Genomic DNA, 24,562 nt, shown 5'->3' with positions numbered 1-24,562 from the left:
TCGTTCTTCCTCTATGTTCTGCTTCGTCCGGCCCGTATCGGGCGGTTGTTGAGCCTAAGCCTGCTTCAATAGCTGGGCCAATTCGGACAGCGGCACGAACCGCTGCTCCCCGGTGGCCAGCTCCTTCAGCGCAATCTCGCCCCGGGACAGCTCGTCATCGCCCAGTATCCCGGCGTAACGCGCCTGCATGCGGTCGGCCGATTTCATCTGCGCCTTCATCTTGCGGCCCTGGTAATCCTTCTCGGCCGCCAGTCCTTCGCGCCGCAGATCGTTCAGCAGCTTCGTCACCGCGGCCTCCGCCGGCTCGCCGAGACCGATCAGATAGATATCAAGCGGGGACGCCTCGTTGCAGTCGACGCCCTGCTTTTCCAGCAAGAGCGCGATTCGCTCGAGTCCGATCCCGAAGCCGATGCCGGGCTGATCCGGCCCCCCGATATCCGCCACCAGGCCGTTGTAGCGTCCGCCGCCGCCGACCGTATCGATGGCGCCGATGCCCTGCGCCTTGTACTCGAAGGCCGTATGCGTGTAGTAATCGAGCCCGCGTACGAGGCGGTGGTTCACCTCATAGTCGACCCCCATCGCCGACAAATACTGCTTCACCTTGGCAAAATGAGCGGCGCACTCCTCATCCAGGCTGTCCAGAATGGAAGGCGCACTGCCGAATTTGTCTTGATCGACCTTGCAGTCGAGCACCCGCAGCGGATTGCGTTCCATCCGGGACTGGCAGTCCTTGCACAGCGATTCCTTCATCGGCTCCAAAAACTGCAGCAGTCGCTCACGGTAAGCCGCCCGGCTCGGCGCGTTGCCCACGGAATTGATCTCCACGCGGACGCCGGTCAGCCCGACCTCCTTCATGAATTCATACCCGAGCGCGATAATCTCCGCATCCAGGCTCGGATCCGCGGCCCCGAACGCCTCGACGCCGAATTGATGGAACTGGCGGTAGCGCCCCGCTTGCGGCCGCTCATAACGGAACATCGGGCCGATATAATAGAGCTTGGTCACATCCGGCTCGCCGTACAGCTTGTTCTCCACATAGGAGCGAACGACGCCTGCCGTATTTTCCGGACGCAGCGTCATGCTGCGATCGCCCTTGTCCTTGAACGTATACATTTCTTTTTCCACGATATCCGTCGTCTCGCCGACGCCGCGCTCGAACAGCTCGGTCTGCTCGAATATCGGGGTCCGGATTTCCTTGTAATTGAATCGACGGCACAGATCGCGGGCTTTGCGCTCGGCCGTCTGCCATATTTCGACGGTGCCCGGCAGCAGATCCTGCGTGCCTGTCGGCTTCTGGTAAGCCATGTTCTTCCTCCTCCTGCCTGCTTCCTGAAAATAAAAAACTCCCGTCCCGCAAATGTAACATTTGCTAAGGGACGAGAGTTGGTTGTCGATTCCAATCACCCGTGGTGCCACCCACATTCCGCTGTCCGCTCTCCTTCACCGGCACTCGCCTCCGGATCGCTTCCCGCGCTTCATTTACGTATAACGCACGCCAGGCGCCGAACGGCTACCCGTCCATTCCGTTCCGAATGGAGTTCGCCGCCGGTTCTCGGGGATGTCCTTCGTCCGTCCATCATCAAGGTTCTTCCAGCCAAGGAACCTCTCTCTGCGCATGTGGGGCGGGTTACTTGTTCCCGTCATTGAATCGGTTGGTATGTCAAATATAAAGAACATTGTAAGGATGTAACACGCTAAAGTCAAGAAAAAAACCTACATCAGATGTAGGTCCAGCAAAAGAATATATTAAAAAGGGGGTCATGCATTCAGTATAGGTCGCAAATATTAAAGGAACATGAAGCAAAGATTACAAACAGATTACAAAAAAGCAAGCGTTTCCTTTAGGCTTCTTTGAACAATTCCTTCATCATTTCTATTTTTTTGCGCGTCACTTCGACATAATTGTCATTGTATACTTTCGGTTCCTTCGGATTGGCGAAGCGCGTAATCGCCCCGGTATGCGGATGCACCCATTTGGAGGATGCGCCGCAGCCCAGGCCCAGAATCGATTGAATTTCCTCGATAATGAGGATATTGTACAGACTCTCGGTGCCCGGCAGCGCATAGCCGACATTTTCCAGGTTGCCGAGAATATTTTTTTGGCGGTACAAATAGTACGGAACATAGCCGTGCGCGCCCGTCCATTCTGCCGCCATCGTCATCATCCGCTCCACTTCTTCCCGGCCGGCCACTTTGAACTTCTCCTCGCCGCGGTGGCGGGTCATCTCGGAGGCGCGTTTGAACGACAGCGTATGGACCGTCACCGATTCCGGCATGAGCCGTTCCGTCTCCCGCAGCGTATGAGCGAACTCCGCCGTCCCTTCCCCCGGCAGTCCGATAATGAGATCCATATTGATATTATTCATGCCGAGATCGCGCGCCAGCTTATATTTCTCCACGGTCTCTTCCACGCTGTGATGACGCCCGATAATATCAAGCGTCTCCTGAATGTAAGACTGCGGGTTGATGCTGATGCGGTCGATATTCCACTTGCGCAGCACTTCCAGCTTCTCCGGCGTGATCGTATCCGGGCGTCCCGCCTCGACGGTAATCTCACGCACCTGCTCCACATTCGGGAAGGAGGTCATCATTTCCTCATACAGCATGTCCATCTCTTCCGCCGTGATGCTGGTCGGGGTCCCGCCGCCATAGTAGATCGTCGTGATCGGAATATTCCGCTCCTTCAGGAAGCGTCCGATCTCGCGCATTTCATAGTGAAGGCCGCCAAGGAACGAATCGACCGAGCCTTGACGCCCGTTGATGTCGTACGCCGGGAAGGTGCAATAGGCGCACTTGGTCGGACAGAACGGGATTCCGATATAAATGCTTAATTGGTGCTGAAGCCGATCCAGATCGGGCAGCGCCGTCAACTGGCGTTCCACGATCTGTTCCATCAGCGCGATCTTGCTGTCCGTAATCAAATATTCTTCGCGAAGCATCTTCTTCGCTTCGTCCCGCGACAGCCCGCGCCGCCGGGCATCATGCATCAGCTTCGTCGGGCGGACGCCGGTCAGAATGCCCCATGGCTGCTCGATGCCGGTCCATGCGGTCATCACCTGAAGCAGCGCATGGGAGAAGGCATTCTTTACCTGTTTGCGGTACTGCTCATAGGTCGCGTCCGCAGGAACCGGGCGTTCATTGACGGCTTCCAGCGGAGATCCGTCCTTCCGCTCCAGCGAAGCGCGGACGCGAACCCGCCCCGGTGCCGCAAGCGGGAACGATTCGGGCGCAAGCCCGCCCTCCGGCTCGGTCTGCGCGAGACGGATAACCGCCTCGGCTTCCTCCGCCCGCTCGGCTTCCGGCTGCAGGCTGACCTGATACGTGACCTCCGGCCGCTCGATGAACAATTGAACAATATGAATAAGCGAACGTTCAAACGCCGCTTCATTGGCGATTAATCTAATGCGCATTTTCCTGCAAGCTCCCCCTCATAAGGCCCAAGTTGGCTCTTCGTCCCAAAAAGGCGCCCAACCATGCGGGCGCCAGTCCTTATCCTATCATATTGACTTACCGAAATAAAGGGAAGATATTAGCCCTCTTCTCCCGGATCGAAATATCCGTTGTTCTCGCGAATGAGCCGCGCCGCAGCATCATAGTCCGCTTCCTCCACCTTCGCGGTGACGACATAGCGCAGCCCGTCCGGCGGCTCCATGCGTTCGGAGGAAGCGGTATCGGTTCCTCCTTCATTATCGGTCAAGTCCGTGGCGGGAGTCGTCGCGATCGCCTCCTGCCCGTCATCGCGGGTCGTCACGAGGCCGCCCGGACCTACGGCGGAGATGCCGCCGTTATAAGCGGACCCATTCGCATTGCCGGTTATGAACGGCGCGAACAGCATCTGCTTGCTGCCAAGCGGGCCTCCCAATTCCCCGACCTCGATATTTGCGGCGCCGGCCGCGGTAAGCCGTGTGCGCAGCGTCTCGGCATCGTCCTCCGTCCGCGTGTATGCCTGAATTCGTCTCATCTTCCGTCACCTCGCCGTCTTCTGGTATCGTCACTTTTGTCACCCTAGCCGCCCTTCTGGCATGGTTACTTTTGTCACCCTCTCCTCATCCGTCGGGATCATGCGCCGCAAGATGAAGAGGCGGATTGTAGCGGAAGTCCTTCCGTACGACTTTATACCCCGGCGACCCAGCCGGCGAAACAGACAGCAATGCCCGGCCCCTTCCTGACGGAAGAAGACCGGGCATCGAATGACCGCGGCTAACGCTTTACATTGGCTCCTTGGCGGCGAAGGGCTTCCTGCTCGGCCTGCTCCTCCCGCAAGAGCGCAGCCGCTTCCTTGACGGATTGAACGGCTGCCCAGGTGCTGTACTGGATCGCGAGCTGATGCAAAGATTGTCGCACGATACGGCTCCTTTCCGCAGCTGCCGCCCGGTCCCGGATGCCAAGCGAAGCATCCGGCCGGTCTGGGCAGCACGCGCAGGGTTCCTCCCTAGTATGGGCCGCGTCCACGTCCAATTATTCCGCTATTCAACCCGATCGCTCCCCAGGCTGCGGGGCCGCGCTTGTCCGGCGCAAGATTACTCCCGGCTGTCCACGATGAGCGTGACCGGCCCCCAGTTCACCAGCCGCACATCCATCATCGCCCCGAAGCGGCCGGTCTCTACAGGGAGCCCGAGCCCGCGCAGCCGCTCATTGAAGCGGTCATAGAGCCGCTCCGCCTGTTCCGGCCGCGCCGCAGCCATGAAGTTGGGGCGCCGTCCTTTGCGGCAGTCGCCGTACAGCGTGAATTGCGACACGGACAATATCGCGCCGCCGATTTCCTGGACCGACAGGTTCATCTTCTCCGATTCATCCTCGAAGATCCGGAGCCCGGCAATTTTGCCGGCGGCCCAGATGACATCCTGCTCCGTATCCTCATGCGTCACGCCGACGAGCAGCATCAAGCCTGGGCCGATGCTCCCGACCGTCTCTCCCTCAACCGTTACCGCGGCTTCCTTGCACCGCTGAACCACGATTCGCATGCTTGCCTATCATCCCTTCCTGCAGCAGTTGAACTAACTCTTTGATTCCTTCTTTTGAAAAAATCTCTTTAAATTATGGGTTCAAAAAGTCCGGTTTTCGGCACCGAGAAGGTTGCTTGAACGCGAAGCATAAGCTTCCGAAGCGAATTTTAGCTTTGCAAAACTTACAGAGAGCAGCGGAGTGTAGGTAAGCTACATGAGCAGCTAAAATGTTTCCGCAGGAAACATGCTTCGAGAGCGTATGCTTCTCAAGAGTGAATGCAAGATTCGATGCCGGGTTGCGTCCTAAATTACACCGTGATCAAAAGCGGACTTTTGGAACTGCCTCTTAACATGCCAAAAAAAGGTGCAGCGAGCTCATTGCATGATCCGCTGCACCGTATACACGTCCTTCACCCGCTTAATCTTCTCGACCACCGAATGGAGATGGTCGGTATTGCGGATGAGAATCGTCATATGAATCATCGCCAGCCGGTTGCGATCCGAACGGCCCGAGACGGCGGCGATATTCGTCTTGCTCTCGGAGACGGCCTGCAGCACCTCGTTAAGGAAGCCTCTCCGATCCATGCCGGTAATCTCGATGTCGACGCTGTAATTCGCCTCGGAGGAATCACCCCATTGCACGTCGATAATCCGTTCCGCCTCTTCCCCATCGATCGTCGTCGGGATGTTCAGACAATCGGCCCGATGAATCGAGACGCCTCGTCCGCGGGTGACGTAGCCTACGATCTCGTCGCCAGGCACCGGATTGCAGCAGCGGGCGAAGCGAACGAGCAGATTGTCGATGCCTTCGACCCTGACGCCATGGGCCGGCCGGGATTTGCGCTCCGGCTCCTTCTTGACTTCCTTGACCTCGTGAGTCAATTCGATCTGATTGGCCTCTTCCGTTTCCTTGCGCAGCTTCTCCGTCAAGCGGGTCACGATCTGGGAGGCGGTAATGCCGCCGAAGCCGATGGCGGACATCATGTCCTCGATATCGTTGAAGGTGAATTTCTTCGCGACCTCGAGCAGCTTGTCGTCCGTCATCCATGCCGACGGCTCCAGCCCCAGCCGCTTCAATTCCCGTTCAATCCCCTCGCGTCCCTTTTGAACGTTCTCTTCCCGTTTCTCTTTTTTGAACCACTGCTTGATCTTGGAGCGGGCATGCGAAGATTGCGCGATTTTGACCCAGTCCGCGCTTGGCCCGTAAGAATGCTTCGACGTCAGAATCTCGACGATATCGCCGGTCTTCAATTGGTGATCGAGCGGCACGATGCGGCCGTTCACCTTCGCCCCGATCGTCCGGTTCCCGACCTCCGTATGGATGCGGTACGCGAAATCAAGCGGCACGGATCCGGCCGGAAGCTCGATGACTTCTCCTTTGGGCGTGAATACAAACACCAAATCCGAGAAAAAATCCATTTTGAGCGATTCAACGAATTCTTGAGCGTCGTTCGTCTCCTGCTGCAAATCAAGAATTTCGCGAAGGAACGTCATCTTCTCTTCGAAGCTGCCCGAATTGGATCCGCCTTCTTTGTACGCCCAGTGGGCCGCAATCCCGTACTCGGCCGTGCGGTGCATCTCCCAGGTCCGAATCTGCACCTCGGTCGGTTCACCCGTCGGACCAATAACGGTCGTATGAAGCGACTGGTACATATTCGTCTTCGGCATCGCGATATAGTCCTTGAACCGGCCCGGCATCGGCTTCCAGAGCGTATGGATAATGCCGAGGGTGGCATAGCAGTCTTTGATATTGTCGACGATGATGCGAATCGCGAGCAGATCGTAGATTTCATTGAACTGCTTGCTCTTGGCCGTCATTTTTTTGTAGACGCTGTAAATATGCTTCGGTCGGCCGGACAGATCGGCGGTGATGCCCATCTCCTCCAGCTTCTCCTGAATGCGCCCGATAACGCCGGTAATGTACTCCTCCCGCTCGGCGCGCTTCTTGTGCATGAGGTTGGCGATGCGGTAATATTGCTGCGGATTCAAATAGCGAAGCGCAATATCTTCCATCTCCCACTTGATGGCCGAGATTCCGAGCCGGTGGGCGATGGGAGAGAAGATTTCCAATGTCTCGTAGGCGATGCGCCGTTGACTCTCTTCCGATTGGTACTTCAGCGTCCGCATATTGTGAAGGCGGTCCGCCAGCTTAATAACGATAACGCGGATGTCATTGGCCATCGCCACGAACATTTTCCGGTAGTTCTCGTTCTGCTGCTCTTCCTTGGACCGGAACTGAATCCGCTCGAGCTTCGTTAATCCATCGACCAGCATCGCGCATGTGTTCCCGAATTTGGTGCGCACTTCCTCCAGGGAGACGGATGTATCCTCCACGACATCATGCAGCAGCGCGGCTACGACGGAAGTCGGATCCATCTGCATGCCCACGACGATGTCGGCCACAGCCAGAGGATGCAATATATAAGGTTCGCCGGATTTCCGGACCTGCCCCGAATGAGCCTGCTCCGCGAACAGATATGCTTCGCGGACGCGATCCAGATCCGATTCTTTCATATACGCCGAGGCCTTCTCTAATAATTGCTCGATGCCCATTGGAGTCGTTTCGGTTCCTTTCTTCTGCCGGGGATCATAATCTCCCAGACTACAGATTTATATCCTTCAATTATGCCTTTATTCGGTGTCTCCCGTCAATGGTCTCCCTGGGCTTTCCCGTTCAGCTTTGTCTTTTTTTGTCGAAAATTAGGTTTTTCATTGGAAACTTCCTCCTCTTTACTGCCCCGCCGCAAAAAATGTTGTTGAAAAATAGACCGAATAGCATGTAAATTATATAGTTGGGTCTAAGGGATACTATCCAGAAACGGATTGTGACAATTACATATTAAAGGAGTGCATTCGACTTGCAACGCGAAATTCAAGTACATGAAAAACCGGCTTTCGGGCCTGGACTGCTGCTAAGCATTCAACACATGTTCGCCATGTTCGGATCGAACGTGTTGGTGCCGAACCTGTTCCACGTCGATCCGGGCATCGTACTGCTGATGAACGGATTGGGCACCATCTTCTATCTTGTGCTGTGCCGGGGGCTCATCCCAGCCTTTCTCGGATCGAGCTTTGCGTTCATTTCTCCGGTTACAGTCGTTCTTACTGGCAATGGCGGCAGCTACGCCCAAGCGCTCTCCGGCTTCATCGTATGCGGAATCATCTTCGTCGCGGTTGCGCTTATCGTGAAGTGGGTCGGCACTCGCTGGCTGGATGTGCTCTTCCCGCCGGCCGCCATGGGAGCCATCGTCGCGGTCATCGGCCTCGAGCTTGTTCCGGTCGCTGCCGGAATGTCGGGATTTATTCCGTCCACTCCGGGAGCCGCGCTCGATTCGACGGCCATTACGCTGGCCTGCGTCACGCTCGGCGTGACCGTGCTCGGCAACGTGCTCTTTCGCGGGTTCTTCAAAATCATCCCTGTACTTATCGGTATCATTACCGGCTACGTCGTCGCTTATTTCATGGGCGTCGTCAGCATGGATCCGGTCCGGGAGGCCGCGCTGTTCAAAGTGCCGACGTTCACATTCCCTGAATTCAACTGGACGGCGATCGCGATTATCGTGCCTGCGGCACTGGTCGTCGTCGTAGAGCATATCGGCCATTTAATGGTAACCAGCAATATTGTAGGCAATGATCTGTCGAAAAATCCGGGGCTTCACCGCTCTCTGCTCGGCAACGGGCTCTCGACCGTCTTCTCCGGCTTTTTCGGTTCCACCCCGAATACGACATATGGAGAAAACATCGGCGTCATGGCGCTTACCCGTGTCTATTCTGTATATGTTATCGGCGGGGCGGCGGTCATTGCCATCATCATGTCCTTCTTCGGCAAAGTCTCGGCCCTCATCGCCAACATCCCGGTTCCCGTCATGGGCGGCGTCTCCCTGCTGCTGTTCGGGGTAATCGCGGCATCCGGCCTTCGGGTGCTCGTCGATGCCAAGGTCGACTACGGCAAACCGAAAAATCTGCTGCTCACGACGCTGATCATCGTCATCGGCATCAGCGGGGCCACCTTGAAGCTGGGCGCTGTAGAGCTGAAGGGAATGGCGTTGGCCACGGTGCTCGGCATCGTGCTCAATCTGTTCTTCATTATCATCGACAAGCTGGGCATGTCCAACGAGCAAGCCTGACGCATGCAAAAACCCCCTGAACGGGCATCGGCCCGGTTCAGGGGGTTTTGACATTCTATCAGTAAATCACCAGGGAACGGACATCAATATCCGGCAGCTTGTCGCGGCCGTTCAGGTCGCTCAGCTCGATCAGGAACAATGCCCCGACCACTTCTCCGCCAAGCTGGCGCACCAGATTGACGGACGTCGAGATCGTGCCGCCGGTCGCCAGCAGGTCGTCGGCAATCAGCACCTTCTGCCCCGGCTTGATCGCATCCTTATGCATCGCCAGCTTGTCGCTGCCGTATTCCAGCGCATAGCCGGCTTCGATCGTCTCGCCCGGCAGCTTGCCGCTCTTGCGAATCGGAACGAACCCGGCCCCGATCGCCAAGGCGAGCGGAGCGCCTACGACGAATCCGCGCGCCTCCGGCCCGGCAATCAGATCAATTTGCTTATCCTCGACCATCTGCTTCATCGCGGCGATCGCGGCTTGATAAGCCGAGCCGTCCTTCAGCAGCGTCGTAATATCCTTGAAGCTGATTCCCGGCTGAGGAAAATCGGGAATGACCCGAATATACGATTTAAAATCCATCTGAACTCCTCCTAAGTAATGAAACATCGCGGGCTTCGTCCCAGCAGGACCACAACCATGCCGCGAACGCCTCTGTCGCCGGTTCATACCAGCGCTGCTCCCAGGCGGCTGCGGCTGCCCAGTCCCGGTATCGTTGGGAAGCTTCCAACGAGGTCTTCGCCGGCTGTGCCGCCATTTCGAATGACGTTGTATGTCTATGATGAGTGCAAGTTAAAAATTGCAGCTCCTTGAACATATCGAGCAGCAGCATGAATTCCCGCAGGGACAGGTTAACGCGCTTGGCCAGCGACCGCATCGGCTCGGGTTCATTGGTCCATGTATGTACCCGTCTCAGTTCCGCATAAGCCCGCTTGATTCGATCGCGGGTCGGCATATGCAGCCGTCCTCCGATCGGTTCGCGAGGCAGCACGACATGCAGCCGTTCCATATGGCGAAGCTGGCGGGTTAACCGCCTCCAATCCTGCTCCGATGGCGGCATCCCGAACAGCACCATCTCACGGACACGCTCCGACATCGCGGCGATGAACGGATCGTCTCCCCGCCAAGCGCCCGGAACGACGACCGGTCCGTCCTCCTCGTCGCTGTACAGCCACGCGAAGGTTTCCGCGGCATGCACTCCCGCCTGCTCGCGGGTCGTGACGAGAACGCTTGCGCCGTCTCCATCCTGCTCCAATATGCGGGCCAGCTGCACGGCGGTCTCCCAAGCATCCGGGATCCCCCGCAGATCGAACAACTGCCGTTCCTGGATGCGGATATCTTGCATGAACAGCTGCGGCCTGCGCCGGCCGTTCCATTCATTGACCGACAGTTCGCCCAGCACATCCGCCTTCACGTCGCTCGCAATCCTCCGGGCCAGGCTTCCCCGGTGAAAAGCTACCGCATCCAATGTAGCACGGTCTTGGCTCAACATCAACTTCAAATGTTGGCCTTCCTTGCCCATCGTCCGGATCTCGCGCACCCGCGCGTTCCGGATGACGACCCGCGGGCTCGGATTGCCCATGCCGAACGGGGCCAATTGCTCGAGTTGCTCAATGACTTCCAGCGGGATCTCATTCAAGCCGCATTCCGCGTCCACCTCGACGCAAGGAACGAAGTGCTCCTCTGTCAGTATTCCCTCGGCAATCTGTTGCAAGCGCCGTTCAAGCTCCGCGAGCTTGTCCGCCTGAATCGTCATGCCTGCCGCGGCCTGATGTCCGCCATAATGCTCGAACAGCCCGCCGCACGATTGCATCGCCTCGTACAGATCGAAGCCGGGGATCGAACGGGCCGAGCCCTTGCATAATCCCGTCTCGCCATCGATGCCAAGCACGAAGGTCGGGCGGTAATATTTTTCGAGAATTTTGGAAGCGACAATGCCGATGACGCCGACATTCCAGCCCTCCGCGGCCAGAACGATGACATGGGGAGGCTCGCCCGTATCCTCCATTTTCTCCGCCAGCTGCGCCTCCGCTTCCTTGACGATGCCGTCGACGATCTTCTGCCGCTCCTTGTTCAACCGATCCAGCTCCCAGGCGAACGCCTCGGCCGCCGCGTCGTCTTCCGCCGTCAGCAGCCGGACCGCGATGTCGGCATGTTCGAGCCGGCCGCTGGCATTGATTCGCGGAGCCATCGAGAAGGCGATATGCGTCGAGGTCACTTCCTTCGGATCGATGCTGCACACTTGAAGCAGCGCCCGAATCCCGGCATAGCGGGAACGCTTCATCCGCTGCAAAGCCGCCCGCACGAGAATGCGGTTCTCATCCAGCAGCGGCATCAGATCGGCGACGGTTCCGATGGCGGCTAGCTCCAGCCACTCCTCCGGAATGCGTCCGAGCAGCGCGTGCGCCAGCTTGAAGGCTACGCCGACGCCGGCCAGCCCTTTGAACGGATAAGGGCAGTAAGGCAGCTTCGGATTGACCAGGGCGCAGGCGTCCGGAAGCTGCTCCGGAGGCTCATGGTGATCGGTTACCACGATGTCGATTCCGAGCTCGCGGGCATAAGCGATTTCTTCCACGGCGCTTATCCCGGTATCGACCGTTACGACGAGGGTGACGCCGCATGCCTTCGCATCTTCCAGCGCCGCTTTGTTCAGCCCGTACCCTTCGTTGGCCCGGTGCGGAATATAATAATCGAAATCCGCCTCCAGGCGGCGCATCAAATAAATCATTAGCGATGTGCTTGAGACTCCGTCCGCATCGTAATCGCCATAAATGCGAATGCGCTCGCGCTTCGCCAGCGCTGCCCGGATTCGCTCCACGGCGTCTTCCATTCCCGCCAATAAATATGGATCGTGCATCTCATCTATATCCGCATGCAAAAACCGGTGCGCCTGCTCTGCGTCTGCAATCCCCCGTACGGCCAGCATACGGGCGACCAGCTTCGAGACCCGGGCTTCCTGGGCCAGCTGCTCGATGCCGGTATCCGGCACGTCAGAGCAGATCCACCGGGAGCGTGGATGAAGCATCCTCCCACTCCTTTAACATTCTCATTGCAGCAGCGTTGACTCTCCGTCGGTCTCCGGAATCCGGTACGGATTGCCGGTGTCGAACGGGTTCACATGGACAAAAACATCGGCCACATGCAAAAAACGCTGCATTAAATGATTTTTGACCCGCTTCGCAATCGCATGGCCTTCCGCCACCGATATGCGGGGGTTTACACTGATTTTAACATCGACGATAACATAATGGCCATGCTCCCGCGCACGCAGATTGTCGACGGTAATGACGCCGTTGACCGACTGGACGGCCCGGATAAGCGGATTCGCTTCTTCATCATGAAGAACATGATCCATCGTCGAGTGAATCGCTTCCTTCACCAATCTTGTTCCCATCTGCAGCACAAGAAGCGCCACGATAAATCCGGCTGCCGGATCCAGATACAACAGCCATTCAATATGATACATCCCGCCGAGCATCGCGGCTCCGACCCCGATCAGCGCCGCGATGGAGGAATAGACATCGGAACGATGCTCCCACGCGTTCGCAATCAGAGCTTGCGACGATAAGCGCTTGCCCAGCCGGAACTTGTACTGGAACATCGCTTCCTTCACCACGATAGACGCCATTATCGCGGCGAGAGCGTACCATTTCGGGATATCCATCTGCCCTTGCCATACCGATTTCACGGCCGAGACGGCGAGCTCCAGCCCGACGACGAGCAGCAGCACCGAGACGATAATGGCCGCGATGGATTCCGCTTTGCCGTGTCCATATGGATGATCCTTGTCCGGAGGGCGCTTCGCTGCCTTCAAGCCGACAAGGACGGCGCCGGATCCAGCCACATCCGAGGCGGAGTGCCAAGCATCCGCAATGAGCGCCTGGCTCCCCGCGAAGAAGCCGGCGATCCCTTTGAGCAGGGCGAGCAGCAGATTGCCGATAATGCCCAGCCATGCCCCTGCCTCGGCCCTTGCAAACCGATCGGTCGTCATGTCGCAACCCTCGCAATTCATTTTTTCATTCCTATTGCGGATTCGACTTCGCATGAGTCTATTCTTGCTGGCAACATCAAAGCCGCGTCAGCATCCTGTACTGACGCGGCTTCATCTTTATGCTTGCGCCGCAGGCTGCGGCAGGTAAGCCAAGCCGGAACTCGAGCTCGTTCCATGGCCGCCGCATCCTTCGGCTTGAAGTTGGCGGTTACGCCTGCTTCGGCTTCGCCGGAGACTTGGACTTGTTCTTCTCCTTGCTCTTCAGGACGACCCACAGCGGGCTCGCGATGAAGATGGAGGAATAAGCGCCGAATGCCAAGCCGACCAGGATGGCCAGCGAGAACATGCGGATCGACTCGCTCGCGAAAATAAACAGACAGAGGGCCGCCACGAGAACGGTCAACACCGTATTGATGGAACGGGTCAACGTCTGATAAATACTGTCGTTCACGAGATGGGAAAGGTCATGAATATTCTTGATCTTGGCAAATCTCATATTCTCGCGGATCCGGTCAAAGATAACGATCGTATCGTTGATGGAATACCCGATGATGGTCAGCACCGCGATAATGAACGGCAGATTGACCTCAAGCCGGAAAATCGAGAAAATGCTGATAACCATAAACGCATCATGCAGCAAGGCGACGACCGCCGAGATGGCGAAGCGCCATTCGAAGCGGATGCTGATATAGATAATGATGCCAATGCTCGCGATCAGGACCGCGAGCAAGGCATTCCGCTGCAGCTCCCGCGCAATCTCGACATCGACCGTATTGATTTCGAACGAAGCGCCCGCGTCCAGCTTTTTGAAATCGGCCTTGAACTGGTTCTCCATCTGCTCGGTCAACACTTCCGTGAACCGGATCGTCACCCGGTCGCTGCCCATCGTAATGGCCGGCTCCTTCTTCAATTGGTACGGCTCCAGCATCTGCTCGATCCGGGCCTTCTCCACCGGCTTCGCGAGCTTAATGTCCACGTTCGTGCCCGAGCTGAAGTCTACCCCGTAATTCAGGCCGAGCACGCCGAGCGAGATGGCGCCCGCAATCGTAATAATAATCGAGAAAATAAAAAAGTATTTGCTGGAATGAACAAAGTTGAACGTTCCTTTAAAGCGCACGGATTTCACTCTCCTTCACGCCGAAATATCCCGGTTTGGACAGCACATTCGCTTTGACCAGCGCATGCAGCATGACGCGGGAGAGGAATACGTTCGTCATAATACTGACGATAACGGTCATCATCAGGATGAGCGCAAAGCCCTTGACTTGGCTCTCGCCCAAAATGTACATGACGACGCCGGCAATAATAGTCGTAATGTTCGCGTCCATAATCGTACGGAACGAGTTCTTGGAGCCCGCCTTCATCGCGGATTTGATCGACTTGCCGCTGCGGAGCTCCTCCTTAATCCGTTCATAGGTAATAATATTCGCGTCGACGGCCATGCCGAGACCGAGAATGAAAGCCGCAATGCCCGGCAGGGTCAGCGTAATCTCGGACAGCCAGAAGACAATCAGCAGAATCCATGTGAACAGAATCAGCGAGACGCTGGCAATGACGCCAGGCAGCCGGTAGATGACAAGCATAAATAACAGAATCAGCGCCGTGCCGATAATTCCGGCCTTCACTGTCTGCTCCAGCGATAGCTTGCCAAGCGTAGCCGTAACGGTCTGCGAGTATTTCTCGGTCAGCTTGAGCGGCAAGGAACCGAGATTGATCGTGTCCTTCAGCTCGTTCGCTTCTTCCTTCGTGCGCTGGCCGGTAATCGTCGCTTCCCCGCCTGGAATCTCATAATTGACGGACGGATCGGAGATGAGGGTGTCATCCATGAAAATCGCCAGATGGTTCCGCGCTTTCGTCGGATCCGGATCATACAGACCGGCGAGACGTTTTGTGATTTCGGCGAATTTGCTCGCATCCTTCAGCTTAATCGCGACGATCGGACGCTGCAGCTCGTCAAATACGACGCTGGCTCCGCCCTCGACGAAGTCCGTTCCTTTCAGTTCAATCTTGCAGTAGTCGGACGCGTCTTTACAGCCTTCAGAGCTGCGGAAGGTTAGCACGGCAGGCTCTTTGAGCTTCTTGCGCACCTCTTCCTCGTTCTGAACGTCCGCAATCTTGACGCGGATCCGGTCGGAGCCTTCAATCGTAATCTCCGGTTCGCTCGTTCCGGTTGCGTTAATCCGTTTATCCAGACTTTTGGCGGTCTGTTTAAGCGCATCGTTAGTCACTTTCCCGCCCGATTCCAGCGGAGAGGCTTGGTATAGAATCTCGAAGCCGCCCTTGAGATCGAGTCCGAGACGTATGTTGTTGACGATCGAAGGGCTAGTCCAGACAATGACACCTAGCGATACGACAACGATGAGCAGAAATGCTAACACCCTTTTCATATCGTCCCTATTCCCCTTTCATATTCAATATTCCTATTATATCGACCGTCATTTTTCGAGTCAATTTTTGTGATCATGGCATAAAAAAATCTCGCCTTATAAAAAGGGAGACCCGCGATAAGCCGCCATCGTCATAAAGTTCATGAACTGCGTTGCTTTCAAAGATAAAATATCATTGACGACCTGATGCATGGCCGGTTCAGCATCCTCTTTTTTATACTTCGCGCTGACGCATTCCCATACATCCTTCCCCGTTACCTGCTCGTAGCCGAGCAGCCTTAGTTCCTCCGCCTTGCTCTCACAGCACATTTCGATCGCCTCGACCCGCTCCTGTTCCGTGCATGGCTCAGACACGCCGCTCACTCCTTTCCGTGTCTATCTAGTATTCGCTATCCTTAATGCAATTCCTGCTTCGCGAACCATAGCAATCATTGGCTCTCCTGATTTTTCGCTTCCATCGGTACAAGCCAACCGTCATGGAATGGGGACAACCGCATATTTATGGTTATATCAGGTAGACAAGTCTCCAGGGGAAGAGGGATGATCGGAACGTGAAGAAGCAGTCATTCATACAGGGAACGCTGATTTTATTGGCCGCAGGCATTGTGAATCGCATACTCGGGTTCATTCCGCGAGTTACTCTTCCGCGCATCATCGGGGCGGAAGGGGTAGGAATTTACCAGCTCGGCTATCCCTTCCTGCTCGTCATCATTACTTTAATTACAGGCGGCGTTCCGCTCGCCGTAGCGAAGCTGATCGCGGAAGCGGACTCTGTCGGCGATCATTCCCGCGTGCGCCGCATTTTATCCGTCGCCATGAAGCTGACCGTGAGCGCGGGCATTGTCTTCTCCGCAGCCTGTCTCGTGCTCGCGCCGTGGATCACCACCCGCGTGCTGACGGATAGCCGGGTGTACTATACGTTCCTCGTCATGACGCCGATCATCGTTATGGTCGCCATCTCCGCGGTGCTGCGCGGCTATTTCCAAGGCATGCAAAATATGGTGCCGACCGCCGTATCGCAAGTGACGGAGACGTTCATCCGCATCGTGGCGGTTATCGGCTTCGCCTATCTGTTCCTCCCTTACGGGCTGGAATGGGCGGCTGCGGGGGCCATGGTCGGCGTCGTCGTGGGCGAGCTCGGAGGGCTGCTCGTGCTCGTCTTCCTGATTCGTTCGGCGCGCAGACAGAAGGAAAATGGCGCCGGAGAGTTCCCTCCGGATTCGGAGCAGCCGCTGCAGCAAGGGTATGGCCATAAGGTGGCTCCCCGCCTGCTCCGCATCGCGCTGCCCGTAACGGGAGGCAAGCTTATCGGCTCGCTCTCCTACCTGCTGGAGTCGATTGCGATCGCCCGCAGCCTGGCGGCGGCCGGGGTTCTCACTGCGATCGCGACGGCGCAGTACGGGGCTCTGCAGGGCATGATTATCCCGATATTGACGCTGCCCGGAGCGCTAACCTACTCCCTCGCCGTCTCTCTCGTGCCCTCGTTATCCGAGGCGCTCGGCCGCAATGACATACGCACGATTCACAAGCGGATCCATCAGGCGATCCGGCTGGCGCTCGTATGCGGCGCCCCGTTCGCCGTCATCATGTTCGTGCTCGCCCTTCCGCTCTGCGTCCTGCTCTATAATGATGCCAGCGTCGCGCCAATGCTCCGGTGGATGGCTCCGATTGCGGTCTTCATTTACTTGCAGGCGCCGCTGCAAGCCGCGCTGCAGGCCCTCGAACGCCCGGGAACCGCCCTCGTCAACACATTCATCGGGGCCGCGCTGAAGCTCCTGCTCATTATTCAGTTGGCTTCCCAGCCCCAGTTGGGCATTTATGGAGCTATTATCGCGATATGCATCAATATTGTCATCGTTACGCTGCTCCATGCGGGAAGCGTTATCCGTCATATTCAGCTGAAGATGCCTTGGCTTGACTTCCTCAAGGTGGGGTCCGCCATGGTGATTATGGCTGGCTGCATTCAGGCGGTCTATGTCCGCGCTCCGCTGCCGGAAAGCTACGGCCTGCTGCGGTTTATCGCTGGAGGGGCTGCGGGGGTCATCGTCTATCTCCTGCTGCTTATTATTATGGGCCTCATCGACCGCGATGATGTGACGCGGCTTCCGCTGCTCCGGCATTGGCTGCCGCCGAAGCCGCATCGCAAATAATCGTTCGGCGCCGCCTACTTGTGCTTCCGATCCACAAATAAATGGCCCCGATGATCGATGGAACAGAAAAAAACGTCTTTAAATTCGTTGACGCCTTTCAAATTAAGCTCGTTCTTCAACCAGAAGCGCGTCTTATTGATGACCGACAGGTTATGATCCTGCACCTTGCCATCCATAATCAGCGGCAGCGGCAGTGTCGTGAAATGGTAACGCTCCGGCTTGCGCAAGGCGGGGCGCTGCTTTTTGGCCTTCTTCCGGCCGCCCGCCGAGGAGGCTGAGCGGCCGGGGGTAACCGGACCGGGGCCTTTCGCATCCCCCGCGTAATCCTCCTCCAAAATGCCGCCCGATTGCTGGGCGCCGTTCTGGGCTTCCTCGGCGGCAGGGGTATCCGAGTCCTGTCTCAGGAATACGGTCAGCTTGCCGTTCGCCTCCAGGATCGCATAGCGGACATCCCCGATATTATCCACGCCCTGCTCGCGGAGCTGCTGCATCAGGTCGTCGAGATTGTAGCGCTGCCGGGCCATCTCTGGGCGGTCAAGCTGGCCGTTCTTGATAATAATGCTCGGCTTGCCATCGAACAAGTGCCGAATCCATTGGCTTTTCAAGGCTATGTAAGCCACGCTGATCTGAATGATGATAAGAACGATGATCGGGACAAGCCCTTGCCATAACGGCTTCTTGCTGTCTTCGATGACAAAGACCGCAATCTCCGCAATCATGATGGAGATGACGACATCGAAGACGGACAGCTTGCCGATCTCTCTTTTGCCCATCAGACGAAGCACGACGAAGACAACAATATACATCAGGATCGTGCGCAATACGAGAGTCCAGACTTCCATTAGCAACGCCTCCCGGTGCCATTTTCGGTGTGCCAGTACGTGTATTCTGACCCCGGGCCCAGAGAGGCATGCAGCTTTTTCTTATCGAAATGTTCCCATCCTGCATCTTACAATTCGGTTCACCGCCGATCCAAAAAGTCTGCTTGTGAGCCTGAACGGTTACAGGATGAAGAGGAAGATGTAAACGGTCGAAATCGCCAGCGACAGCAGCGTCAGCGGAGCCCCGATCTTGAGAAAATCCATATACCCAAAGCCATGTCCCTCGCGCTGCGCCATCCCGGCCACAATCACGTTCGCCGATGCGCCGATCAAGGTGCCGTTGCCCCCCAGGCAAGCGCCCAGCGCCAGTGACCACCAGAGCGGATTCAATTGGTTCGGATCCGTCATGCCCATCTGGCTCCCGACATCCTGCAGGAGCGGAATCATCGTCGCCACAAAAGGAATATTGTCAATGGTGGCGGACGCGATGCCCGAGCCCCAGAGCACGAACATGGCGGTACGCGTCATATCGCCGCTCGTGACGGTCAACATCCATTGGGCCAGTTGATTGATGACGCCGACTTCAATCAGCCCTCCCACCAGAATGAACAGGCCGATAAAGAACAAGATCGTCACCCATTCTACCCGATGCAGCGCTTCTTCCAGCTCTTCTTCGCCCTTCAGACCGATCAGCATCAGCAGCGTCGCCCCTGTCATCGCGATCACCGCCGGTTCCACATGAATGGCCGAATGAAGCACGAAGCCCAAGATCGTCAATACGAGGATCGTGACCGATTTCCTTACGAGGCGCTTGTCCGAAATATACGATTCCGCAGACAGCTGCATCAGGGCCTGGCGCTGACTGTCCGTCACCTTCAACTGCTTCCGGTAGATAAAGACAAGCACCGCAAGCAGCACCACCATAATCACCGCGATGACCGGGGCCAAATAAATCAAAAACATATTGAAGGTGAGATGCGGGTTCGCCGACCCAATCATAATATTCGGGGGATCCCCAATCAATGTCGCGGTGCCGCCCACATTCGAAGCGATGACTTCCGTGATCAGAAACGGAACCGGATTGATATTGAGCATTCGAGTAATGGAAAACGTAATCGGCACCACCAGCAGCACGGTCGTCACATTATCCAGAAAAGCGGATCCGACCGCGGTTAAAGCCGCCAAAATCACCATAATCCGGATAGGCCTGCCTTGTGTTCGCTGCGCCGCCTTCACGGCTGCATATTGAAAGATGCCGCTCTTGTTCGTAATTCCGACCAGTATCATCATTCCCACAAGCAGGAAAATCGTGTTCCATTCGATATGCTCGGTGAATGCGCGGTGCACATCTACGATTTGCAGCACAAGCATCGCCGCTGCTCCCAGCAGGGCGATAATGGCCCGGTTAATTTTCTCTGAAATGATGATGGCATAGGTCACCAAAAATACGATTACAGCAATCGTGACCTGCCATGTCGAGGCATCATGTTCCATGTCGTTCCATCCCTTCCTGCAGTAACTTCCATTCGGATCCGGACATTGCACGGCGGATTCGATATTTTTGCTCACACATTATAACGCCGTTCACTATTTTTCGTCTATGCCTTGTACTATTTCTATCTGCTTGCCCATACGATCTGTACTACGCATATATTTGTCCATCCCGCCCGGGAATGATAATTCAAGCCGAAAGGAGAATTCCAATCATGAATGCATTGCAGCGTGTATCTCAATGGAAGCCGAATCACCCCATTTTGGCCGGTATCGTCAATTCATTTATTTGGATGGCCATGGGCGCCCTGGCCTTATCCGTGCTGCTCTATTCCAGCTCCGCCACCGAGGACAAGACACTCGGCTATATTTATCTTGTCCATATCATCGCACTTTTTATCGGAGGCTGGACGGCAGGGCGGCGCAGCGGTCGCAAGGGCTGGTATTATGGAGGTCTGACCGGTTTCTGCTACGCTATGCTTGTGCTCGTTATCGGGTTTCTCGCCATGGATGCCGGCATTACCTTGCAGAAGCTGATTCTCGTTGCCGCGGCATGCGCCTGCGGCGCGCTCGGCGGCATCTTCGGCGTGAACATGAGCCGCAACAAATAAGCCCCCGAACCGGCAGCAAGAAATGGTCGCTTGGGTGCATATGTTCCCCCTTCTCTTTATGGTATACTAGATGAATTAAATAACCGTTTACCGGAATTATATAGGGGGATAGTTGTGGTATTATTTCACTCCATGCAGACGGTCACCTTATGGACTATCGCGGTCGTTATCCTGCTGCTATGGTTCGGATCCGGCAAGCAGCCGCTGGCTGTCGTCGCTGCATTTTATAAGGCTTTGCGGCATTCCCGCTCTTTCCTGTTCGCTTTTATTGGTCTCATCCTTATCTTGCTCGTGAACAATTTTGAGCTGACCATCGAAAAAGCGCTGGCCGTCAATTGGGACTTTACCTCCCATATTCATCAGCTGGAAGGCCAATTCGTGCACAGCATTCAGAAGCTGTTCCATCATCCGCTGCTTACCCAGGGCGTCGCTTTCTTTTATATTGTGGTCTTCCAGTCGCTCATAGTCGGATCGATCGCAATCTATATCGCGAAGGATAATCTTCGCATGGCGCGTGCGGTCTGCTATGCGGTCATCATCAATTACGCGGTGGCCATCCCGTTCTACCTCTTCTTCCCGGTGAACGAAGTGTGGTCCTATCCGCCGGCCGCCGTAGAGTTCCGCATGCTGGACGTGTTCCCGTCCTTCGAAGAGAACTATCGGCAATTATCCGGACTGGACAACTGCTTCCCGAGCTTGCACACGTCGATATCGGTGACGGTCGCGCTGCTCGCGTCGCAATCCGGCAACCGCCGTTGGGCGATTTTCACTTCGATAAGCGCCCTCATCGTCATCTTCTCGATCTTCTATCTCGGCATTCATTGGCTGACCGATATGATCGCGGGTACGATATTGGCCGTTACGGCCTCCTGGCTAGGGATGAAATGGGCGGGGGTCCGCGCTTCCTGGAAAACGGATCTATCCAACGGCGGCAAAGCGTACACCAAATCGTATCCGGATTCAAAAATCTGAAAATGGCAAAATTCAGATTGAAGACAAACTCCCGCGAAATACGGCAATCGCGGGAGTTCTTTACGTTTTTATCCCTATCATCTGCTCTACCAATACTGCAAGAATGCAGCAATTTCATGGACACGAGGCTGCGAAAATACGATTACTGCAAAAATACAGCAATTCCCGTGTGGCGAGGCATAATTAGTGTTTAAAATGGCGAAATAAGGTAATTTTGCAGGATTTTCTCGGAATTTAGCCTATTGAGGTTAAAAATGCTGCGCCTGTGCAGCAATTTCATACGGAGATTCGCTTGCTTCATGCGCAGATGCCCAGACCATCAAGCTTCACGCAGGGACCAGCTTGCCTTAGCCTAACTTGTTCTGCCTTCCCCGGCCCTGCCTTCCTAAGAAAAAGACTGTCGACAGGACTTTGTCGACAGTCTGAAGCGATAAATATCGTGTTCGGTAAAAGGCGACAACTATGATGACGCGCTTGCGGCTTCCTCGCTCTTGACCACCGTGCTAATCGCATTGCGGTCAAATGTCATCTTCGTCACATCATTGACACGCAGAACGACGATGTCGTCGGTAATCTCCATAATCGTGCCATGCAGGCCGCCAATCGTCACGATTTTGTCCCCTTTTTTCAATTGGCTCAGCATCGAATTGCGCTGCTTCTGCTTCTTCTGCTGCGGGCGGATCAACAGGAAATAGAATACCGCAAACATCGCAACGAATGGCAGCAGCATCGTCAACAACCCGCCGCCAGCGCCCGGATCAGCTGCTCCGGCTAAAAACATGGACCATCCCCCTTTCTCCAAATGGTTAACCTATGTATGGACTCCACCTGCCAATGCCCTTGTCTATCTGCGCACTCAGCCATCGGCGGTCCATTAAAAGCCGCTCTCGTTGCGATCCATTCCGTAAGCTTCAAAAAATTCATCCCGGAAATCACGCAAACGATCTTCGCGAATGGCTTCACGGACTTGACGCATCAGATTCAACAGGAAGTATAAATTGTGATACGTCGTCAGGCGCAAGCCAAACGTCTCATCCGCCTTGATCAAATGGCGGAGATACGCACGCGAATAATTGCGGCACGTATAACAATCGCAGTTCGGATCAAGCGGTCCGAAATCCCTCGTGAACTTGGCATTCCGCACGACGAGACGGCCTTGGCTCGTCATCGTTGTCCCGTTCCGCGCAATACGGGTAGGCAAGACGCAATCGAACATATCGATTCCGCGCATCGAACCTTCGACCAATGCATCCGGCGATCCGACGCCCATCAAGTATCGCGGCTTGCTGTCAGGCAAGAGGGGCACCGTCGTCTCCAATACCTCATACATCAACGGCTTCGGCTCGCCCACACTGAGTCCTCCAATAGCATACCCCGGGAAATCCATCGAAGTCAAATCCTTGGCGCTCTGTATGCGCAGATCTTCATACATTCCGCCCTGCACGATGGCGAACAGCGCTTGATCATGCGGCCGCGCATGACTGTTCAGGCATCGTTCCGCCCAGCGGGTCGTCCGCTCCAGCGAATGCTTGACGTAGCTGTGTTCGGCCGGATAAGGAGCGCATTCGTCGAACGCCATCATAATGTCGGAACCGAGCGCGTTCTGAATCTCCATCGCTTTCTCCGGGGAGATGAACAGTTTGTCTCCGTTCAGATGGGAACGAAAATGAACGCCCTCCTCTTCAATATTGCGCATCTCGCTTAAGCTGAAAACTTGGAATCCCCCGCTGTCCGTCAAAATCGCGCGATCCCAGTTCATGAATTTATGCAAGCCGCCCGCTTCCCGTATAATCTCATGTCCCGGGCGCAGAAAAAGATGATACGTATTGCTCAAAATAATCTTCGCGCTCATCTCCTTCAATTCTTCCGGGCTCATCGTCTTGACCGTCGCCTGCGTTCCGACCGGCATGAAGGTGGGAGTCTCGAACGAACCGTGCGGCGTATGGACGATGCCCAGGCGCGCGCCGGTCTGCTTGCATGTCTTTATCAATTCATAGGTTATTGCTGCTGCCATCGAATCATCATCCTTGTCGTAGGTTAGTCGTCTGTAAAGATAAACATCACATCGCCGAAGCTGAAGAACCGGTATTCTTGTTCTATCGCTTCCCGGTAAGCCGCCATAATGTGCTCCCGGCCGGCGAAGGCGCTGACGAGCATCACCAGGGTAGATTTCGGCAGATGGAAGTTCGTCAGCAGGGAGTCGACAAGCCGGAATTCATATCCCGGGTAGATAAAAATATCCGTCCACCCCGAGCATGCCGCCACCGGCTCCGATCCGTAGCGGCCGGCTACGGTCTCCAGCGTCCGGCATGAAGTGGTGCCCACCGCGACAATTCGGCCGCCCGAGCTTCTCGTCTCGTTGATAAGGGCCGCCGTCTCCTCTGACATTTCGTAATATTCGGAGTGCATCACATGCTCCTCGACCACGTCGGCCGACATCGGCCGGAACGTGCCCAGACCGACATGAAGGGTGATCATGGCGATTCGCACCCCTTTAGCCCGAATATCCTCCAGAATGCGATCCGTAAAATGAAGACCGGCTGTCGGAGCCGCAGCCGAGCCTTCGTGCTTCGCGTATACCGTCTGATAACGCTCCCGGTCTTGCAGCTGTTCCTTAATGTATGGGGGCAGCGGCATCTGTCCCAAACGATCGAGAATCTCATTGAATATGCCTGCATACTCGAAGCGAATGAGCCGCCCGCCCATCTCCCGCTCCTCGATGACGGTCCCCGTCAGTTCGTCCCCGAAGCGGACGGTCGATCCCTTCTTCAACCGCTTGGCTGGCTTCGCCAGCACTTCCCATACATCATCCTGCTCCTGCTTCAGCAGCAGCACCTCGACATGCCCGCCCGTATCCGGCTTGACGCCATGCAAGCGGGCCGGGATGACCCGGGTATCGTTCAGAACCAGCAGATCCCCCGGCTTCAAGTATTCAATAATATCGGGAAAAGTCCGATGCTCCACTTCTCCGGTCCGCCGGTTCAAGGCCAACAGGCGCGATGCCGTTCGCTCCGGCAGCGGCGTCTGAGCGATGAGGCGTTCCGGCAAATCAAAATCAAACAAATTTACATCCATGT

The 24,562-nt window shown here is 56.0% G+C and carries 21 protein-coding genes; 4 read left to right on the top strand and 17 right to left on the bottom strand.

What is annotated here, in order from left to right; translation table 11 throughout:
* Positions 1-54: 54 nt before the first annotated feature.
* The 6 genes from hisS to L6439_RS07335 all read right to left on the bottom strand — a co-directional run bounded on the left by hisS (position 55) and on the right by L6439_RS07335 (position 7,499).
* Positions 55-1,305, bottom strand: a complete 1,251-nt coding sequence (gene hisS, locus L6439_RS07360; protein ID WP_213471331.1) for a histidine--tRNA ligase — start codon at positions 1,303-1,305, stop codon at positions 55-57.
* Positions 1,306-1,841: 536 nt separating this feature from the next.
* Complete coding sequence (locus L6439_RS07355; RefSeq protein ID WP_213471330.1) at positions 1,842-3,410, bottom strand: coproporphyrinogen III oxidase; 1,569 nt, start codon at positions 3,408-3,410, stop codon at positions 1,842-1,844.
* A 119-nt stretch (positions 3,411-3,529) separates the two neighbouring features.
* Positions 3,530-3,961: a flagellar basal body rod protein gene (locus tag L6439_RS07350; RefSeq protein WP_168178697.1), complete on the bottom strand. Its 432-nt coding sequence runs from the start codon at positions 3,959-3,961 to the stop codon at positions 3,530-3,532.
* A gap of 239 nt (positions 3,962-4,200) precedes the next feature.
* Positions 4,201-4,344, bottom strand: coding sequence for a hypothetical protein (locus tag L6439_RS07345; protein ID WP_168178698.1), 144 nt, complete (start codon positions 4,342-4,344; stop codon positions 4,201-4,203).
* A 176-nt stretch (positions 4,345-4,520) separates the two neighbouring features.
* A complete protein-coding gene (gene dtd / locus L6439_RS07340) occupies positions 4,521-4,964 on the bottom strand; it encodes a D-aminoacyl-tRNA deacylase (RefSeq protein WP_213471329.1) in 444 nt (147 codons plus the stop codon).
* A 357-nt stretch (positions 4,965-5,321) separates the two neighbouring features.
* On the bottom strand, positions 5,322-7,499 hold the full coding sequence (locus L6439_RS07335; RefSeq protein ID WP_213471328.1) for a RelA/SpoT family protein: 2,178 nt from the start codon (positions 7,497-7,499) through the stop codon (positions 5,322-5,324).
* 305 nt (positions 7,500-7,804) lie between these two features.
* On the opposite strand from L6439_RS07335, the gene uraA reads away from it, so the two are divergent.
* Positions 7,805-9,073, top strand: a complete 1,269-nt coding sequence (uraA, locus tag L6439_RS07330; RefSeq protein WP_168178701.1) for a uracil permease — start codon at positions 7,805-7,807, stop codon at positions 9,071-9,073.
* 58 nt (positions 9,074-9,131) lie between these two features.
* Here uraA and L6439_RS07325 read toward each other — a convergent pair whose 3' ends face one another.
* The 6 genes from L6439_RS07325 to L6439_RS07300 all read right to left on the bottom strand — a co-directional run bounded on the left by L6439_RS07325 (position 9,132) and on the right by L6439_RS07300 (position 15,749).
* Positions 9,132-9,644, bottom strand: a complete 513-nt coding sequence (locus L6439_RS07325; protein WP_213471327.1) for an adenine phosphoribosyltransferase — start codon at positions 9,642-9,644, stop codon at positions 9,132-9,134.
* A complete protein-coding gene (gene recJ / locus L6439_RS07320) occupies positions 9,634-12,087 on the bottom strand; it encodes a single-stranded-DNA-specific exonuclease RecJ (RefSeq protein WP_168178703.1) in 2,454 nt (817 codons plus the stop codon). The genes L6439_RS07325 and recJ overlap by 11 nt, the downstream gene beginning before the upstream one ends.
* A gap of 21 nt (positions 12,088-12,108) precedes the next feature.
* Entirely contained in the window at positions 12,109-13,053 is a 945-nt protein-coding gene (locus L6439_RS07315; protein ID WP_213471326.1) for a cation diffusion facilitator family transporter, read from the bottom strand.
* 208 nt (positions 13,054-13,261) lie between these two features.
* Positions 13,262-14,170: a protein translocase subunit SecF gene (secF, locus tag L6439_RS07310; RefSeq protein ID WP_213471325.1), complete on the bottom strand. Its 909-nt coding sequence runs from the start codon at positions 14,168-14,170 to the stop codon at positions 13,262-13,264.
* Complete coding sequence (secD, locus tag L6439_RS07305; RefSeq protein ID WP_168178706.1) at positions 14,160-15,440, bottom strand: protein translocase subunit SecD; 1,281 nt, start codon at positions 15,438-15,440, stop codon at positions 14,160-14,162. The genes secF and secD overlap by 11 nt, the downstream gene beginning before the upstream one ends.
* 96 nt (positions 15,441-15,536) lie before the next feature.
* Positions 15,537-15,749 carry a post-transcriptional regulator gene (locus tag L6439_RS07300; RefSeq protein ID WP_172879099.1) on the bottom strand — a complete coding sequence of 71 codons (213 nt, stop codon included), beginning with the start codon at positions 15,747-15,749 and terminating at the stop codon, positions 15,537-15,539.
* A 242-nt stretch (positions 15,750-15,991) separates the two neighbouring features.
* Here L6439_RS07300 and spoVB point away from each other — a divergent pair, with 242 nt between their 5' ends.
* Entirely contained in the window at positions 15,992-17,590 is a 1,599-nt protein-coding gene (spoVB, locus tag L6439_RS07295; protein ID WP_213471324.1) for a stage V sporulation protein B, read from the top strand.
* A 14-nt stretch (positions 17,591-17,604) separates the two neighbouring features.
* On the opposite strand, the gene L6439_RS07290 is transcribed toward spoVB, so the two are convergent.
* Together L6439_RS07290 and L6439_RS07285 are read right to left on the bottom strand one after the other, a co-directional pair.
* The gene (locus tag L6439_RS07290) at positions 17,605-18,432 is read right to left on the bottom strand and encodes a DUF421 domain-containing protein (RefSeq protein ID WP_213471323.1); all 828 of its coding nucleotides are present in this window, start codon (positions 18,430-18,432) and stop codon (positions 17,605-17,607) included.
* Between the two features lie 159 nt (positions 18,433-18,591).
* Complete coding sequence (locus L6439_RS07285) at positions 18,592-19,905, bottom strand: ArsB/NhaD family transporter (protein WP_168178709.1); 1,314 nt, start codon at positions 19,903-19,905, stop codon at positions 18,592-18,594.
* Positions 19,906-20,117: 212 nt separating this feature from the next.
* Here L6439_RS07285 and L6439_RS07280 point away from each other — a divergent pair, with 212 nt between their 5' ends.
* Both L6439_RS07280 and L6439_RS07275 read left to right on the top strand, forming a co-directional pair.
* Entirely contained in the window at positions 20,118-20,513 is a 396-nt protein-coding gene (locus L6439_RS07280; RefSeq protein WP_168178710.1) for a TIGR04086 family membrane protein, read from the top strand.
* Between the two features lie 114 nt (positions 20,514-20,627).
* Positions 20,628-21,485, top strand: coding sequence for a phosphatase PAP2 family protein (locus L6439_RS07275; RefSeq protein ID WP_168178711.1), 858 nt, complete (start codon positions 20,628-20,630; stop codon positions 21,483-21,485).
* Positions 21,486-21,945: 460 nt separating this feature from the next.
* Here L6439_RS07275 and yajC read toward each other — a convergent pair whose 3' ends face one another.
* The 3 genes from yajC to queA all read right to left on the bottom strand — a co-directional run bounded on the left by yajC (position 21,946) and on the right by queA (position 24,560).
* Complete coding sequence (gene yajC / locus L6439_RS07270) at positions 21,946-22,266, bottom strand: preprotein translocase subunit YajC (protein ID WP_168178712.1); 321 nt, start codon at positions 22,264-22,266, stop codon at positions 21,946-21,948.
* A 93-nt stretch (positions 22,267-22,359) separates the two neighbouring features.
* Positions 22,360-23,499, bottom strand: a complete 1,140-nt coding sequence (gene tgt, locus L6439_RS07265) for a tRNA guanosine(34) transglycosylase Tgt (protein WP_213471322.1) — start codon at positions 23,497-23,499, stop codon at positions 22,360-22,362.
* Positions 23,500-23,522: 23 nt separating this feature from the next.
* Positions 23,523-24,560, bottom strand: a complete 1,038-nt coding sequence (gene queA / locus L6439_RS07260) for a tRNA preQ1(34) S-adenosylmethionine ribosyltransferase-isomerase QueA (RefSeq protein WP_213471321.1) — start codon at positions 24,558-24,560, stop codon at positions 23,523-23,525.
* Between the last annotated feature and the right edge of the window lie 2 nt (positions 24,561-24,562).

It is taken from the genome of Paenibacillus dendritiformis, from assembly GCF_021654795.1.
Lineage (GTDB): Bacteria > Bacillota > Bacilli > Paenibacillales > Paenibacillaceae > Paenibacillus_B.
The sequence above is the reverse complement of the archived record's forward strand: the minus strand, read 5'-3'. Positions and strand labels throughout refer to the sequence as shown.

Coding starts and splice junctions, on each gene's coding strand:
- hisS (WP_213471331.1), bottom strand. CDS start 1,305: ATGGCTTACCAGAAGCCGACAGGCACGCAGGATCTGCTGCCGGGCACC.
- L6439_RS07280 (WP_168178710.1), top strand. CDS start 20,118: ATGAATGCATTGCAGCGTGTATCTCAATGGAAGCCGAATCACCCCATT.
- dtd (WP_213471329.1), bottom strand. CDS start 4,964: ATGCGAATCGTGGTTCAGCGGTGCAAGGAAGCCGCGGTAACGGTTGAG.
- queA (WP_213471321.1), bottom strand. CDS start 24,560: ATGGATGTAAATTTGTTTGATTTTGATTTGCCGGAACGCCTCATCGCT.
- L6439_RS07285 (WP_168178709.1), bottom strand. CDS start 19,905: ATGGAACATGATGCCTCGACATGGCAGGTCACGATTGCTGTAATCGTA.
- L6439_RS07350 (WP_168178697.1), bottom strand. CDS start 3,961: ATGAGACGAATTCAGGCATACACGCGGACGGAGGACGATGCCGAGACG.
- secD (WP_168178706.1), bottom strand. CDS start 15,440: ATGAAAAGGGTGTTAGCATTTCTGCTCATCGTTGTCGTATCGCTAGGT.
- L6439_RS07290 (WP_213471323.1), bottom strand. CDS start 18,432: ATGGAAGTCTGGACTCTCGTATTGCGCACGATCCTGATGTATATTGTT.
- L6439_RS07335 (WP_213471328.1), bottom strand. CDS start 7,499: ATGGGCATCGAGCAATTATTAGAGAAGGCCTCGGCGTATATGAAAGAA.
- recJ (WP_168178703.1), bottom strand. CDS start 12,087: ATGCTTCATCCACGCTCCCGGTGGATCTGCTCTGACGTGCCGGATACC.
- L6439_RS07300 (WP_172879099.1), bottom strand. CDS start 15,749: ATGTGCTGTGAGAGCAAGGCGGAGGAACTAAGGCTGCTCGGCTACGAG.
- tgt (WP_213471322.1), bottom strand. CDS start 23,499: ATGGCAGCAGCAATAACCTATGAATTGATAAAGACATGCAAGCAGACC.
- yajC (WP_168178712.1), bottom strand. CDS start 22,266: ATGTTTTTAGCCGGAGCAGCTGATCCGGGCGCTGGCGGCGGGTTGTTG.
- L6439_RS07325 (WP_213471327.1), bottom strand. CDS start 9,644: ATGGATTTTAAATCGTATATTCGGGTCATTCCCGATTTTCCTCAGCCG.
- L6439_RS07315 (WP_213471326.1), bottom strand. CDS start 13,053: ATGACGACCGATCGGTTTGCAAGGGCCGAGGCAGGGGCATGGCTGGGC.
- L6439_RS07355 (WP_213471330.1), bottom strand. CDS start 3,410: ATGCGCATTAGATTAATCGCCAATGAAGCGGCGTTTGAACGTTCGCTT.